Origin of the sequence: Paenibacillus sp. FSL W8-0187 (genome assembly GCF_037969755.1) — a bacterium.
Taxonomy (GTDB): domain Bacteria; phylum Bacillota; class Bacilli; order Paenibacillales; family Paenibacillaceae; genus Paenibacillus_AQ.
In genome coordinates, this window is the sequence record NZ_CP150206.1 from 6445496 (window position 1) to 6463293 (window position 17798).

Genomic DNA, 17798 nt, shown 5'->3' on the forward strand with positions numbered 1-17798 from the left:
TTCACGTTCTATTCCTTTTTTGCAGCCGCTTCTGCAGCCTGTGCTTTCCGTCCTGTATCAGTTCTGTGCGGTCCGCTGTCTCTTCCTGCTGACCGGTTCCCGCTTGTAATCTTCTCAGCAACCCAGCGAGTGCATAAATGGTCGGATGGCTGAACATGTCAACCACTGACACTTCCTGCTGAAGTGAACGTTGGAGCTTGGAGTTCATTTGAATAATATCGAGCGAGGTAGCCCCCAGCTCGAAGAAGTTATCATGCAGGCCGACTTGATCAATACCCAGATAGTCCTGCCAAAGCTGGGCTAAAGTCTGCTCCAGTTCGTCCTCCGGAGGCGCAAACGACGTGCTGACCTCGGAACGTGCCGTTGTGCGGGATATGCCGCTCATCTCCCCGTCCACTAGGGATTGCAGGGATGAAGTGCGGGCGGCATGCAGCCGCAAGCTCAAATCCGTCGTCGATACCGTTACCTGAGGCAGACCGCAAGCCAGTGCATACCGGAAAACAGCGATTCCTTCCTCAGGGAACAACCGGGTCTGCTTGTCCGGGCCTTGTGTGGACACTCCCGCTTGCGCTGCAGCAATGGCGACTTCTTGCTCAGCCGCAGCGGCCATTCCGACAGTCTGCCACCCGTCCCAATCAATCGCGACGACATGCGTATTGTCCAGCGAGCGTTTACGGTAGGCGTAAGCATCGAGAAACGCATTGGCTGCGCAGTACCCCGCTTGGCCCAAGGCGCCCAGCACACTGGTCAGAGAAGAACACAATACGAGGAAGTCCAGCTTCCTTCCCGCCAGCACTCGCTCGAGGACACGCGTACCGTTCACCTTGGCCGTCAATGCACGTTCTTCAATCTCCCAAGTCCGCCGCTGGATGAGCGCACCATCCGCCGTGCCGGCCGCGTGGATAACGCCATGAATCGTTCCGAAGCGGTCGACCGCCCGGGCTACGGCCTGCTCCATTTGCTGCTCATTGCTTACATCCGCTTTGCAGACCAGTACCTCGGCCCCGTACAACTCCAGCTCCTCGAGCTTTTTCAGCTGAATCGCCTGAGTTTCGTCTGCCGTATGTTCGACGCATTGACGCCAGTCCGCTTCTTCCCCTATTCCCGATCGGCTGACAAGTATGAGCTTAGCCCTCACACTCTTCGCCAGATGCTCCGCCAAGGTCATTCCTATACCGCCCAAGCCTCCGGTAATCAGGTATACCCCCTCTTCTCTGAGACCGAAATTCTCTTCGACAGCGGCAGGAACCGGAATTGGAATGTATGTCTGCACCCAGCGGTTCCAACCGCGATACGCGACGAAAATATCCGCTGGAAAAGCGGTTAATTCGGCTTGTAATCGGCCCAATAGCGCTTGCTGCCGATGTTCAGAAACCTCCTGCCCGAGCGAATCCGCAATATCGATGCTGCGACAGCGCACATTGCCGTATTCCTGCGGAATAACCAGACATGCCCCAAGCACCGCTGCTTGTTCCGGCAGCAGCCGCTCATCTCCTGTCACCTCTTGCATACCGGACGTTATGACCGTAAGCTGCAGCTCTTCCTGCAGTCCGCAAGTCCCAATCGCCTGAGCCAGTGCAATAAGGCTGAAATAACCATTAGCCAGTACCCTTGCGCTGCGGGAAGCGGTCCACCCTTCGGTATGTACGCTCTCCCCCGTCAGCCAGGCATGAACAATGCGCTCCGGCATGGTGCCGGCTTCCTTCAAATTCTGCAGCAGTCGGGTATAATGCTCTTGCTGCCCCGGATCGATCCCGTACGCTTGATCATCCAGCTTAGCAAACGAATCGGATGGATAAACCGAAACGATGCCATGACCGGCTTGCTGTAACCCCGCTGCCAGCCGGGAACAAATGCCATGCTCTGGCGCAAAAAATAGCCAAGAGGTCTTGGGTTTCATGCCCGCAGCCGCAACTGCCTCTTCGTTTAACAGGGAACGTTCCCAGATTGGCGTGTACAGCCACTCCCGTACAGCATTCTTTTTAACTCCGGCAACGCTTTGGGGTCTTGATTCCTTCGCTTCCTTGCGGACAAGACCTTGCTTTAGAACATCCGTATCAAACGGCGGATCAACCCAATAACGCTTGCGCTCAAACGGATACGTCGGCAGAGCTATCCGCCGGCGCTGTTCATGCGCATGGAATGTTTTCCAATCAGGGCGAGCTCCTTCCAGCCACATGCGTCCCACCTGCTGCTGCAAATAATAGTCGTCACGCACTTGCTCCTTCACATGCCGAACAAGATTGATGACGGCGTGCCGCTCCTTCTTGTCGGGATGCCGACGCACGAATGCGCTTAATGTGTTGCCGGGACCGACTTCCACAAATACGGCCTTATCGTCATGCAGCAGCTCGCGAAGACCGTCGGCAAAGCGTACGGTCCCGCGCAAATGCCGGACCCAGTAATCGGGATCGACTGTTTCTTCCTTCGCAATCCAGCCTCCGCTTACATTTGAAATATATGGTATGCCCGGGGCCTGCAGCTCCATCCCTCTTAACTTCTGGCGAAACGGCTCCATTGCCGGTTCCATCATGGCGGAGTGAAAGGCATGTGACGTATGCAGTCTTGTGCAGGCCTGCCCTTTCCGGGTCAGCTTTTCTTCCAAAAGCTCTATCACCTCATGAGATCCCGATACGACGCACATCACCGGACCGTTAACTGCCGCAATCGATAAGCCTTCGTTCATGAACGGTATGAGTTCCTGCTCAGGTAAGGGTACGCTTAACATCGCTCCCTCCGGCAGGCTGTGCATAAGTTTACCCCGCAGCACGACCAGCTCCAGCGCATCTTCTACCGTCAATACTCCTGCCAGACAAGCGGCCACATATTCTCCGACGCTGTGTCCGATCATGGAGGCAGGCTTCAGCCCCCATCCGATCAGCAGATTTGCCAGCGCATAGGAGAATATAAACATGACCGGCTGTGTCACGTCCGTCTGCTTCAAGCGATCACTATGATCACCGGCCGCTTCGCTACCGGCGGGATACATCAAATCTTTTAAATCAACGTCCATCAACGGACGGATAATGGCAAAGCACCGGTCGGCTGCTTCGCGGAATTCCGGCTCATGGTTGTACAGATCCAGTCCCATGTTGACATACTGCGCGCCTTGTCCAGGGAACATAAATACGAGCCTGGGCTGTTCATTATCGCCAACAAGGCTGTAAACCCGTTCCGGAGGCAGGCTGCCCAACAGCTCCAGCGCTTCCTCCGCAGAAGAACTTACGAGCATGCGCCTATGCTTATATGCCCTGCGGCCGATCTGCAGTGTGTAGGCCGCATCGGGTAGAGAAAGACCTGGATTAGCCCGTAAATACTCGCGTAAGCGGGCTGTAGCTTGTTCAAGTCCTGATTCCGTTTTTGCGGACAATAGGAGCAGCTGTGAATCTCTCCCTTTCGTTTCTTCCGCCCGGGGAGGTGCTTCTTCGAGCACCACATGCACATTGGTTCCACCGATACCGAACGAGCTCACGCCGGCTCTCAGCGGGTGCTGCTCGCTCGTCCAGCTCGTGAGCTCTGTATTGACGATAAACGGACTGCTGGCAAAATCGATTTTGGGATTAGGCTTATCGAAATGTAAGCTCGGCGGAAGCTGCTTGTGCATAAGCGCCAGCACCGTTTTGATGAACGCCGCAACCCCGGCGGCGCTATTTAAGTGGCCGATGTTCGTCTTGACGGAGCCGATCCGACAGAACCCTGTTTTGTCCGTCTGGAAAGCCAGCTTAAGCGCTTCGATCTCGACCGGATCGCCCAGCGCTGTACCGGTACCGTGCGCTTCGATATAGCTGATACTCTCCGGAGTGACCCGGCTCATCCGCTGCGCCGCGCGGATTACCTCAGCCTGTCCCTCTACACTGGGAGCGGAGTAACCCATTTTACGCGTACCGTCATTGTTCGCCGCCGAGCCCTTAATAACCGCATAAATAGCGTCTCCGTCGGCTAATGCCTGCTTAAGCGGCTTCAGCACAACGACACCCGCCCCTTCGCCGCCGACGGTTCCCTTGGCATTTGAAGCGAAAGCACGGCAATGGCCATCCGGCGAGCTCACCATACCTTCCTCGTATAAATAACCTTCCGTCCGGGGTACCGTTACGGTAACTCCGCCGGCTAACGCTATCCTGCATTCGCCCGTAAGCAGTGCTCGGCAGGCCAGGTGAATGGCCAGCAGGGAGGTGGAGCAAGCAGAATCGACGTTCACACTCGTGCCTTTTAAATTCAGCTTGTGGGCAATACGCGTGCTCAAGAAATCTTTGTCCGACAAAGCCAGTGCGGCGAACTGCTCGGCTGTGCTCTCGCTGCGCGAGAGCATGGCCACTAGCTGCCAGTAAATACTCGATGATGCCCCTGCGTACAGACCGATAGCGCCGTTTGTCTGCTCCGTGTCGTAGCCCGCATGCTCCAACGCTTCATAGGCGCACTCATGGAAGATCCGCAGCTGCGGATCAATGACTTCAGCCTCGCGCGGGGAATAATCAAAAAAATCAGAATCAAACCATTCCGCATCCGGTACGAGCCCTTTCGCTCTTACATATCTGGGATTTCGAATCAGTTCGGGATCGACGCCTGCCGCCTCAAGTTCGCTATCGGAGAAGAAATGGATCGATTCCTTGCCGTTTCTCAGATTATCCCAGTACTCCTCTATATTTCGCGCTTCGGGAAACCGGCCCGCCATGCCAATCACAGCGATTTCCAGCCCGGTAGCCGTTTGTGAATGTTTGCTTTTAGTCATCATGCGCTCCCTCCAGAATCAGCATCGTCTGTTCCATGGTTTCGAATCCCGCATCCATCTCTTCGTTGTCGGCCATATCTTGGGGCATTGGAGCCTCCCCATTGTCCATCCTCTGTAGATAGCCGCCGAGCGCCGAGACCGTAGTGTACTGGAACATAACGGGTACTGGAATGTCATGCCCGAAGGTTTCCTTCAGCATATTGACTACCTGGACCAGCTGAAATGAGTTGCCTCCCAGGTCGAAAAACGTATCCTGTACCCCGACTTTGTCTTCGCTAACCGCCAAAACCTCGGCCCAGATCCGGACCAGTGTGTTCTCTGTTTCACCCTGTGGTGCCACGTATTTCTTGCCAGTATGAACATGAGCTTTCGGATCAGGTAATGCTTTCATATCCAGTTTGCCGTTTGCCGTTACAGGAAGCTCATTCAGGTAGACAAAATAGGCCGGAATCATATAAGCGGGCAGCTGCCCGGAGAGATGCTCCCGAAGTTTAGCAGCGGAGAGATCATCCGGCCCGGTATAGTACGCGCATAAGAAGTTCTGCCCGCTCTCATCTTCCATGATGCGGATTACAGCTTCGCGAACTTCCTCGTGACGCCGCAGCAGAGCTTCGATCTCACCGGGCTCTATGCGATATCCCCGTACCTTGACCTGGTCGTCCTGTCGGCCCAAGTACTCCAGTGTTCCGTCTTGAAGCCAGCGTCCCAGATCACCCGTCAAATACAGGCGCTCTCCGGGAGCGAACGGGTGAGGGACGAATTTCTCTGCTGTCAGCTCCGGTCGACCGAGATAACCGCGAGCCAGACCCGCACCCGAAACGCAGATTTGGCCAGGCAATCCTGGTGGAAGCAGCTGAAAATTAGCGTCTAATATATAAACCTTGGCATTATCGACCGGCCGCCCGATCGGAATGCCTCCGTTGTCCGGCTTAATTTCGGTGAACGTAGTCACGACCGCATTCTCAGTAGGACCGTAATTGTTGAACAGCCTGTAGTTGCAAGGCTTATACCGCTTCAACCGATCGCCGCCTGTTAACAAGATCCGCAGTGGGGTCTGTTCCCGGTCTGGCAAATCCATGAACTGCTCGCACATCAGAGTCGGCAAGAAGGCGATGGTAATGCCGTTCTCTGTGAAAAAATCATCCAGTTTGTTTGCATCCAGTCTGATCTCGGATGGCACGATGTGAATGCATGCCCCTGCAAGCAGATAGGGAAACACTTCCCACACCGAAGCGTCAAATCCGAAACCGGCATACTTAATGCTGCGATCCAATGTTGTTACACCAAAAGTGCGATTGTGCCAGAAGGCCAGATTGACAAGCGAACGGTGCTCAATCATGACACCTTTCGGCTGTCCTGTTGACCCGGATGTATAGATAACATAGGCCAGATCATCCGATGTGCTCTCTAATGCCAAATTACCTGCTTCGTCGGCAAACAACTCTTCATCATCCAGACACAGCGTCTTGCGGCCTCTCATTCTGCCGATAAAAGCCTGTTGTGTCAGCACCACTTGTGCGCGGCTGTCTTCCAGCATGTACGTTATGCGCTCGTCGGGATAATCCGGGTCTATCGGCAGGAAAGCACCGCCGGCTTTAAGGACGGCCATCATACCAAGCATCATGTCAGCGGAAGGCGCAAACAGCATGCCTACGATGTCACCCGCCCCGATTCCTTCAGTCCTCAGTACCCGGGCGAGCTGGTTGGCCTTCTCATTCAGCTCACCATACGTCATGTACTGCCCCTGGTTAACGATGGCAGGCGCATGCGGGGTCCGTGCAGCCTGCTCTTCAAACCACTGCTGAACGGTCTTATGTTCAAGAAACTCGGCTGGACTGCCGGCCAGAGGGCCGAGAAGATCCTCTCTCTCCCCCGGCAGCAGTATGTCGATGCTGTTCAGCGGAAGATCCGGATTCGCCAGCGTCTCCCGCAGCAGAAGTGTGTAACGCGAGACAAGTTTATCTATCGTGTCGCTGCGGTAGAGCTGTGCGTTATATTGAACCGTACCGCTGATGCGGTCTTGCTCCCTGCAAAAAGAAAACAACGTAGTCCATTTCACATTCCGGAAATAACGCTCTTCATGAATGTTGTCGAGCAGCAATGCCGCCTCGAATAACGGATGTGCGATGGGATCATCCGTTTGAAGCGCCAACTGTTCCGCCACCATCTCCATCGGATAGCTCTGATGATCCACTGCTGCCACAACCGTATCTTGCGTGTGAAGAAGACATTGTCTGAACGAGAGTGAGTGATCGATCTTAATCCGCAAAGGCAGTACGGAATTGATAAATTCGGCCTCTTCCTTCTGCTTATAGATCGGAGTCCCTAGCGTAACGACACTGCGATTGGACATTTTGGCCAGCAAAACGGCGAGTGCAGCAGATAGTACGACATGAAGCTTTGAATCCGATCCGTTGCTGACTTGCAACAGGCGGTCCGCCAGCTCCTGCGGGAAGGAAAACGAAGCATATTCAACCGTCACCCCTGTTCCGCGCGTATAATCGCCAGGAAACCCGCTTTTGTCATATTCTCCGGACAATGCGGACAACCAGTAATCCCGTTCCTTGCTCTTTTGAGAAGCTGCCACTGCCAGTCGGTCCAAACGATTTTCAAGCCCCATCCCTATTCCTCCCTTTCTTCCTCCGGCTTTCACTCATAGTCCGAAATCTCCCCGGGCTCCGGCAAGATAGACAGGTTCGGGCTCAGATAAATGATGAGCAATCGTGATGTCCTTCAGCTTCTTGTCCGGATCTGCCAGAACACCGGATATAATATCCTGCATATAACCTGCATAACGCACAATCGTGTCTCTAAGGAATAAGCGTGTACTGTATTCAAACTTGAAGGACAGTCTTTCCCCGTCCTCCTCCGCAATCAGAGATAAATCGAAATGAGAGGCATCGTGAACGAACGGGAATGGCTCCATCTTCAGGCCCGGAATGCTCATCTCAGGGTTCTGCATATTCTGAAGCGCGAATACAACATCAAATACTGGATTACGGGCCAAATCACGGTCCTGACCCAACTGCTGAACCATTTCTTCAAACTGGTAGTCCTGATTAGCAAATGCATCCAAGGTTGTGCTCCGCACAGTTTGGAGAAGAGCACTGAAGCTCATTTCTTCATCCAATTGATTACGCAGCGGAAGCATGTTAACGAACTTGCCGATAATAAGATGCAAAGCCTGCTGTTTGCGGCCGATAATCGGGGTCCCTACAACGATGTCTTGTTGTACACAAACTTTGGAGAGAAGCAGGTTGTAAGCGGCGAGCAGCGTCATGAACAACGTTACATCTTCCTTCAGGCAGAGCGACTTCAAAGCTTGGGTCTGCTCCGTACTCAGATCAAAATGGACTCGACTGCCAGCGAAATTTCTTGCCTCTGGGCGCGGATAATCCGTGCGCAGAGCTAGCCGGGGAGCTTCCTGCAGCTGATTTAGCCAGAATTCTCCCTGCCGTTGCTGCTCTTCCGTTTCTTTCATCCGGTTCTGCCATTCTGAAAAGTCCTTATACTGCAGCTCAAGCTCGGGCAAGTCACGGCCAGCATACAGGGCCATAAAATCGTTAACGAATATGTCCTGTGATAAACCGTCCGACACGATATGATGAAGATCCACCATCAACACATGCCGCTCATCCTCAAGCTTGATCAGTCCGGCGCGCATCAAAGGCGCCCGGGTTAAGTCAAAGGGCCGCACGAACTTCGCCACTATTTCGCGGATTTTCGCAGCCGTTTCCCCTTCCTCATCAAGGAGTCCAGCGTCCGATGTCCCCGGCTCAATTTCGCCGCTGAAGTCCGCATATTCAACCTCGAACTCGACGGTTTCGTTGATTTTCTGCATGGGCAAGCCGTTAACCAATTCAAATGAAGTACGCAAGCTTTCATGACGCTTTATCAGCTGCCGGAGTACCGCTTCCATACGAGCTTTGTCCAGCTTGCCTTTTAAAATGCCGGCGACAATTTCGTTATATCCCGTATGTCCCTTCTCCATCTGCTGGATCAGATACAGACGCTTCTGCGCAGAGGATAACTCGTAATATTCGCGGATTGAGGCCTTTTCGATATCATGGTAGGTACTCTGTTCCGCCTCATCGATAAAGGCGGCAAGCTGCCGGATCGTCGGCATATTGAAAAAGGCGGGCAAGCTGATTTCCACCTTCATTTCTCTATGAATCCCGGTTACGACTGTAATTGCCTTGAGCGAATCTCCGCCCAATTCGAAGAAATCATCCAGCACCCCGATCCGGTCTATCCGAAAGAATTGCTCCCACATTCCGCAGAGCTTGCGTTCCAATTCAGTTACGGGAGCGATATATTCACCGGACAATGCGGGACGGGTATAAAAGCCGCCGTCTCCCTGTGGTAGGGATGCCTCTTCTTGAGCCGTCCGTTTCACCCACTTGTCGATCCGATCCTGCAAGCTGCCGGTCGACAGGACGATCTGGCCTGCTTCCCGGACCGACAACACGCGCCTCAGCAGCTCGATCCCCTCTTCTGGCGCAATGAGCAGCTCGGATATCGAAGCGCCCGCCTGCCCATGAATCGTCTGCTCTTTCTCCAGCTGCCAACCGTCCCAGTTGACACTGGTCCAAGCCGTGCTCAGACGACGGTTGCGATCGTGTACATAGGCATCCATAAAATGGTTCGCTGCTGAATAGGCGGTAAAGCCTAATCCGCCCAGCATCGGAGACAGCGACGAGGCCAGCAGGCAGAAATCAAGCTCCTTGTCAGCCAACACTCGATCCAGAACATAGAGTCCATACAGCTTTGCTTGGAAATGCTGTTCGCTTAATTCCTCGTCTGTCTCCTCCAGCATCCTAAATGCCGCTTCCCCAGTCATACCCGCTGTATGGATAACTCCGTTTAAGGAACCGAACACTGACTCGATTTGCCGGACAGCCTCCTTCATTTGCTCTAAGTCCGACGAGTTCGCCGTTAACACAAGTACCTCGGCTCCCTGGGATTCGAGCTGCTTCAGCTTGCCAATCTGGACACTGACGGTATTCTCAGGGCCGTGTTCGGCAAGCCACTGTTCCCATTTGTCATTGGTCGGGAATGATGAGCGGGTGGTGAAGACAAGCTTCGCCTGTACGCTTCGGGCCAAATGACCTGCGAGAACCTGGCCGATATATCCTAATCCGCCCGTGATCAAATAAACGCCGCCTTGACGGAGTCCCGATGCTTCCGCTTCAGGTTCCGCTATTTTAACGGGCTCATAACCGAGAACCCAGCGTTCGTTATCGCGATAGGCAGCCGCCAATTCAAACCGGGCAGCGCCGAACTCGTCCAGCAGGCGGCGGATCAGCCTGTCTCTCTGCCAGCTTCCCGCTTCCGGCAGGTTAATATCGATACTGTGACAATGAATGTTAGGTAATTCTTGCGGAATAACCCGGCATGGTCCAAGTACCGTCGCTTTCTCAGGATACAGGACAGATTCGCCGGCAATAGCGTGCATATGATCCGTCAGCACCCACATGTGTATTTCATGACCTGAAGCTTGTTTTTTCAGTGCCTTGCCCGTGTATAACAAGCTGTAGTATCCACGTTCCTGTGTGGCAGTCAGCCAAGATGCACCGCTGTCACAAGAGGATGGAGCGGAAATTCCCCAAGCGTGAAGCAGCAGGTCAGGCGAGGTTCCCCCGGCTTCCAGATCCGCAAAAAGTTTCATATAATGATGTTCATTTTGCGGATTCACGATATATTGATGAGCTGTGACCCGTTCGTAGTGCTCGCCCGCTCTAACGAAAACAATTTGCCCTCCGTACTCGGCTATAGACTGCATAATATCGGCGGACAAGCCGTTTTCATCGGCAAATACAAGCCAGTTTCTGGCAATTTTTGCGTTCATGCCGGAGGAGCAAGGAAGCAGCTGTTCTTTTTTCCATGTCGGTACATAGAACCAGTCGGACATGTCGGGCAGCTTGGCCACCTTCCCGCCCGCGCCCTGAATCTTGTTCTTAGCGCTGCCCACCGGCAGTGAAGTACCGGCAGCAGACTCGATCCAATAGCGCTGCCCGGCAAACGGATAAAGAGGTAGAGAGATACGCCGTCGCGGTTCTTCTCCATGAAATGCTCTCCAATCGACGGACTGGCCGTAGAGCCACACTCTCCCGATCCGGTTAACGAGCAGGGAGGTGTCCGGTATACTGCTATGCTCAGGCGGCATAAGGTTTAGTGCCTGCTGTCCGCGCTCTGTATCGATGTAGCGACGCGCCAAGAGTGTCAAATCCTGCCCCGGACCGATTTCCACGAACAGCCTGCCCTGCTGCTCTGCAAGCCGCTCAATCCCATCCGCAAAACGAACGGTATCCGTCATGTGCCGAGTCCAATAACCCGGGTCTGTCGCTTCTTCATCCGTTATCCAATTGCCCGTCGTTGTAGAGATATACGGTATTTGGGGCGGATTCAAACGGACCTGTCGGACGGCTTCGGCGAACGGCTCCGCCACTTCGTGAAGAAGCGAAGAATGAGCAGCCGTTGACATCGGCAATCTCATACAAACGAATTTGCCCGCCTTCATCTGCTGTTCGAATGCGGCGATTTCTTCTTCTGGGCCGGATACAATGCAGGAAGGCCCGTTGACGACCGCCAGTGATATGGAGCCGCTAAGAAGGGGTTTGATATCTTGCTCAGGAAGAGGCACGCTGAGCATCCCGCCTGGCGGCACCTGATGCATAAGCTCTCCGCGCAGTATGATGAGACGCATCGCCTCTTCCAGTGACATGACGCCGGCGAGGCAAGCGGCAGCATACTCGCCGAAGCTGTAACCTATCATCGCATCCGGCTTCACTCCCCATGACAGGAGAAGACGCGCGAGCGCAAATTCGAGCATAAGCATGGCAGGCTGGATATGTTTAGTCTGATTTAATTGAAGGGACGCTTCCGCAGTCTCTGCGTCTGCATCCGGGTACAGCATTACCTTCATATCAGAGCCGGTAATGTCGAGATACAGACGGAAGCAGTGGTTCATCTCTTCTCGGAACACGGGCTCGGTCTCATACAAGCCCTTCCCCATGTTGATATATTGCGATCCTTGCCCGGAGAACATGAACACGATTGAACCGCGCTCCTCCCCGGTCGTGCCGGAGATTACTTTCCGTGCATCGAAGCTTGCCCTGTCAGCAGCAGGCGTCAGTGCTGCTATCGCTTCCTCAACCGTGCTGCAGGAGAGCAGGCGCCGGTATCTGAAGGGACGCCGGCCGGTCTGCAAGGTATACGCAATATCGGCCAGATTCTCTGAAGGATGCTCCTTGAGATAGACGCCTAGATTGGCTGTCATCGAATCGAGTGCATCCGGTGTCTGTGCGGACAATACCAGCACCTGATGGGTCCGTCCCTTCCCGGTGGCTCCCTGTATAGGCGCCTCTTCCATGACGACGTGGGCATTCGTTCCACCTATTCCGAAGGAACTGACTCCCGCGCGCAGCGGATAATCATCGTTGCGCCAATCGGCCAGGCCGGTATTGACTACGAAAGGACTGTTCGCGAAATCAATATTCGGATTCGGGGTCTCATAATGCAGGCTGGGCGGAAGCTGTTTATGATGAAGCGCCAGCGCCGTCTTGATCAAACCCGCCACCCCTGCTGCGGCATCCAGATGTCCTATGTTCGTTTTTACGGAGCCTATGCGGCAGAAGCCGGTCTTGTCCGTCCGGAATGCCTTCGTCAACGCCTCGATCTCGATCGGATCGCCAAGCGTAGTTCCCGATCCGTGCGCCTCAACGTAAGTGATACTTTCGGCTGGAACTCCTGCGGCTTCTTGAGCTCTGGCGATAACATCAGCTTGGCCCTGTACGCTTGGCGCCGTATAACCGACCTTGCGACTGCCGTCATTGTTGATAGCCGAGCCTTTGATTACCGCATAAATCCGGTCACCATCTGTGATAGCTGCCTCGAGCGATTTGAGCGCCACGAATCCGACACCATCTCCGCCTATCGTTCCCTTTGCTTTGGCATCGAAGGTGCGGCAATGACCGTCCGGTGACTTTACCATTCCTTCCTGATACAGATAACCCGATTTATGAGGGAGCACGATCGACGCGCCTCCGGCCAGAGCCAGATCGCAGTCCCCGTTAAGAATAGACTGGCAAGCCAAATGTACAGCTACCAGTGAGGTAGAACAGGCCGTTTGCAAACTAATCGCAGGACCTTTCAAATTCAGCTTATGCGAAATACGAGTGCTGACCGTATACGAATCATTCAGCGAATCAACCTCAAACATATCCGATAAACTCCCGTGCAGGCGGTCAGACAGCTGCGACAGCCAGTGGAAATTGTTCGTAACCCCGGCAAACAGCCCGATAGACCCAACATGTCGCTGCGGGTCACAGCCGGCATCCTCCAGCGTATGCCACGCGCATTCGTGCAGCAGGCGAACTTGAGGATCCATCATCGCCGCCTGATCCGGAGTATAACCAAAGAAGGCCGGATCGAAGTGGTCCATCTCATCCAGCACGCCCTTTGCTTTGACAAACTCAGGCCGCTCCAAAAGCTGGCGGTCAAATCCATACTCTGCCAGTTCGTCATCCGAAAAAAAGGAGATCGACTCTCTGCCCTGCTGCAAATTGCTCCAAAACTCACTGATATTTCGTGCGCCAGGGAATCTGCCGGCCAAACCAATAACTGCAATATCCCGGCTGCCTTCATTCTCGTGCTTCGTACGGCCGGGTTGTGCCGGGGAAGGCTGCTCGTTCTTCCTAGTGGGTGCTGCACTCTCGCTCTTCCGTTCTGCTGATCGTTCCGTTTCGCCTGCCAAATGCACAGCCAGTTCATACACGGTGGGGTATTGGAACAGCGTGACGATTGAAATCTCACGCTTAAGCTGTCTTTGCAGTCTGCTCTGCAGTTGGATGAGGCTAATCGAATTGCCGCCTACTTCAAAATACTTATCGTGGATACCGATGCGGTCCAGCTCAAGCACGGCTTTCCAGGCGTCTGCAATCAGATTCTCCAGCTCTGTCCTCGGCATCGCAGCTTCCTGAACCTCGCGGGGAGCCTCCGCAAGCGCAGGCAGTGCCTTGCGGTCCAGCTTTCCGTTAGGTGTAAGCGGTATCTGTTCCAGATGGACAATGTGAGACGGTATCATGTAATCGGGCAATTTTGCGGAAAGATATGTCCGCAGGTCAGATATAGACACCGTCTCACAAGCCGCTATGTAGGCGCATAACTCAGTCTGAGCGCCCCGTTGTTGCACCGTTACCGCTGCTTCTTGAACTGATTTGTGCTGCAGGAGCATCGTCTCGATTTCACCGATTTCGACGCGGTGGCCGCGGATTTTCACTTGCTGGTCCATTCGTCCCATATATTCAATGGTTCCGTCTTCCAGCCAGCGCGCCATATCGCCTGTCCTGTAGATATTCCCGCTTAAGCGGAAGGGATCCGATACAAATTTCTCCGCCGTCAGATCCGGCCGATTCAAGTACCCGAGCGCAACACCGTCACCTCCGACGATCAGCTCGCCGGGAATGCCGATCGGCAGCAGGTTATCATAGCGGTCGACGATATAAGCCGTAGAATTGCTGATAGGCGGCCCGATCGGAATATGCTCGTTAAATTCACGGTCGATACGGAAGCAGGTGGAAATAACCGTGTTTTCGGTAGGACCGTACGCGTTCCAAATCGTCAGTCCAGGACATGCTTGCCGAACAGCCTCAATGTGCTTCGGAGAGAGTACATCGCCGCCTACGACCAGGTTCCGCATCCCGGCGAACATGTCTGGACGCTGCTGGGCCAACTGATTGAATAATGCCGGAGTCAGCAGTCCGCCCGATATTGCGCGCGTACGCAAAAAGGCATCCAGTTTGGCATTGTCAAGCAGCGTATGCTTGTCCGCAATATGCAGACTAGCCCCGTTCAAGAGCGCCCCGAACACCTCGAATGTTAGAGCATCAAAGCCGATTGCTCCTGCCTGAAGGACGCAGTCATGCGCTTCGAACTGGACGTGGTTCGTGTTCCGAACCAGCCTCACAATTCCTCGGTGCCCGACAATGACACCTTTGGGCTTACCGGTCGAACCGGATGTATACATGACGTAAGCCGGATGTTCCGAACTGCCTGCCTGAGGCAACTCGGACGCTTCGCCGAGATGAAGCAGCGCCTCGTCCAGCTTCAGCACCTGGGCATGTTCCGGTATCAGATCCTCAAGGCCCGGTGAAGCCAGCACTGTGCGCACATTGCCATCAGACAGCATATAGGCGATCCTTTCGGCAGGATGCGCGGAATCAATCGGCAGATAGACCCCTCCCGCTTTCAGAATGCCGAAGATTCCGGCAACCAATTCTGTGGATCTGTTCGCCATCAAGCCCACAATCTGGCCGCTTTCCATGCCTTTCGCCTGCAGCGAACGAGCAATCCGGTTAGCCTGCTCATTCAGCTCGCGATAGGTATAGGATATATGCTCATCTGTTACAGCCGTACTCTCAGGGGACAACAGCACCTGTTCCTCGAACAGCTCATGAACCATTTTCTCACTGGGATAATTTGAAGTTGTCAGGTTGAATAACAGAATTTGCTCCCGCTCTTCATGGGTAAGAATCCCGATATCCTTAAGCCTGGTCTCCCGGTATGTAGTAACCTGGACTTGGGCTTGTGTGATTTGTTCAAGAATATAGAGATAATGATGAGCAAGCTTCTTGACCATATCCTCGTGATACGCCTGTTTATTATATGAGAAGGTTAATTCCAGCTCTTCGGCCACGGTAATGCGGAGTGTCAAATCGAACTCGGTCTCTTCCTCAATGTGATGGGGTTCAATAATAAGCGGTCCGTCGGTGCTTGTAACCACTTCATCCAGCGGATAATTCTCCACTACGACTAGGGTATCGAACGGACTACCTTCAGCTCGGAGCCCTCCGTATGTTTTAATATCCGTCAAGGAAGTGTTCGCATGCTCTTCGCTTGCTTGAATCGATGCATTCACCTCGGCCAGGAGCTCGGGGATCATTTTATCCGGACCCGCCGTTATGCGAAACGGCAGCGTGTTAATGAATAAGCCGACCATGTGCTCCATTCCGGGAATAATCGTATTGCGTCCTGACACCGTAGTACCGAACAATACGTCGTCACTATTAGTATAGTGCTGAAGCAGAATGCCCCACGCCGTATAGAACAGAGCGGCCTGCGTCACTTCCTCGGAACGGACCCACTGATGCAGTCCGGCAGTGAAGGTGCTGCCCTGTTGTTCTGTGTATACAGCCATGTCCGGCATTCCTGAAGCTTTTGCACTCCTCGTAACGATGGGCCGGTTCTGCATGTCATGCAAGTACTGGCTCCAGTAGTTCTCTTGTGTTTGCTTGTCCTGCTGCTGCAGCAATGAGATAAACTGCTTCAGGTGCGGCTTGTACTGCCGCTTCGGCTCCTGCCCCTGCGCCAGCATCAGGTAGGCGCTCCGCCATTCCTTCAACAGGATTCCGGTGCTCCAACCATCGAACAAGATATGGTGAAAGCTCATTAGCAGGGTGTGTTTGCGCTCGGTCTGCTTACACAGCGTCAAGCGGAAGGGCACCTGATCCAGCTTGAATTTTTCCTTTTTATCGGCGGCAATCCGGTCTGCAATCAGCCCAGCCTGAGCATTTTCGTCATAATCGGAATAGTCCTCATAACGAATAATGGGACGGTGCTCCCGCAGCACGATTTGAACAGGCTGGTTCACCTCTTCCCAGCGGAACAAAGACCGCAGCGCCTCGTTGCTCCGCACAACGTAGGCCCAGGCCTGTTCAAACAACGAGGGCTTCAGCTCCCCGCTGACGGCAAGTGCGATCAACTCTACATACTGCGTAGTTTCGGGATCTCTCAAGTATTGAAGCAGCATCCCGGACTGCATAGGAGACAATGCCAAAATATCTTCAACATTGCTTTTGTCCAGCTTCTGAGGTTTCTTCACACTCTCACCCATCCTTTTCTATTCGAACTTCCCCTGCTTCTTTACCGCATATTTGCGAAGTCCGTATTGAGAAATGACCTGCTGCTGAATTTGGCTGGTGCCTTCAATGATTTCCAGCACTTTGGCTTCCCGAAATAACCGCTCGGCAGGGAAGCCGCTGCGGCAGCCGTTGCCGCCGTGAACTTGCACCGTATCGTTCGTGACCTCAACAGCAACTTTCGATGTAAAATATTTGGCGATCGCTGTCTCGTCAACCGCTTCCGCCGCCCCGCCTTTTCGCATTTCACCTGCGGCTATACAAAGCGTACGGGCGGCATGAACCTTGGTGACCGCGTCCCCAATCATTCCTTTGACCAACTGGAACTGGTGCAGCTTCTCTCCGAATTGGGACCGCGACATCGAGTAGGCTACCATCGCTTCCAGCGCCTCGCCTGCAATTGCCGCTCCTGCCCAAGCAATGCTGTATCTGCCATGATCAAGCGCGGTGGATACGATATAAGTAAAGCCTCCGCCTACGATGCCGAGCACGTTCTCCGCCGGAATTCTCACTTCATTGAGCTGAACCTCCGCAATGTGAGCCCCCCGGTTGCCGAGCATGCCTTGCATAGGGATTGTATGCACTCCTTCACGTTCGCGCTCTACGATGAATGAGGTGATTTGCCCGCCCGAATCAGCTGCGATCACAACGAAAAAATCAGCGATTGCGGCGAATGAAATCCACTTTTTGCTGCCATTCAGAATATAATGGCTTCCTTCTTTACGGTAGGTGGTCTGTACGCTTTTAGCATCCGAGCCCACATTTGGTTCTGATAAGGCGAACGCGCCCAGCTTCTCCGCCCGCGCCATCTGTGGCAGCCAGTATTTTTTCTGTTCCTCTGTGCCGAATCGCAGCATGGTCTCTCCGAGCAGTGAGGTTTGAACGGTTATCAGAGCCCTCGTGTTGCAGCAAGCTTTGCCGATTTGCTCTGTAAACAGTCCGTATGCCACAGGATCCAGCCCCAGACCGCCATATTCCTCCGGCCAGCTGGCCGCCAGATATCCCAATTGCCCCATTTTGTTAATCAAGGTGCGGGGCAGCTCGCCTTTGACATCGATTTCTCCTGCGAGCTGCCGGATTTCCCGATCGGCAAAAATTTTAGCCTCCTCTACGACTTGGGCAGCAGACGCGCATGTCTGTCCAATCATCGC

The 17798-nt window shown here is 53.9% G+C and carries 4 protein-coding genes; all 4 read right to left on the reverse strand.

Annotation, left to right across the window (positions count from 1 at the left end; translation table 11 throughout):
* Position 1: 1 nt before the first annotated feature.
* Genes MKY48_RS29345 through MKY48_RS29360 form a run of 4 tightly spaced genes read right to left on the reverse strand, consistent with a single transcriptional unit; the run spans position 2 to position 17795 of the window.
* Positions 2-4729 carry an SDR family NAD(P)-dependent oxidoreductase gene (locus tag MKY48_RS29345; RefSeq protein ID WP_339268127.1) on the reverse strand — a complete coding sequence of 1576 codons (4728 nt, stop codon included), beginning with the start codon at positions 4727-4729 and terminating at the stop codon, positions 2-4.
* Entirely contained in the window at positions 4722-7349 is a 2628-nt protein-coding gene (locus MKY48_RS29350) for a non-ribosomal peptide synthetase (RefSeq protein ID WP_339291775.1), read from the reverse strand. The genes MKY48_RS29345 and MKY48_RS29350 overlap by 8 nt, the downstream gene beginning before the upstream one ends.
* A gap of 33 nt (positions 7350-7382) precedes the next feature.
* The gene (locus tag MKY48_RS29355; protein ID WP_339291776.1) at positions 7383-16610 is read right to left on the reverse strand and encodes an amino acid adenylation domain-containing protein; all 9228 of its coding nucleotides are present in this window, start codon (positions 16608-16610) and stop codon (positions 7383-7385) included.
* An 18-nt stretch (positions 16611-16628) separates the two neighbouring features.
* Positions 16629-17795: an acyl-CoA dehydrogenase family protein gene (locus MKY48_RS29360; RefSeq protein ID WP_339268131.1), complete on the reverse strand. Its 1167-nt coding sequence runs from the start codon at positions 17793-17795 to the stop codon at positions 16629-16631.
* Between the last annotated feature and the right edge of the window lie 3 nt (positions 17796-17798).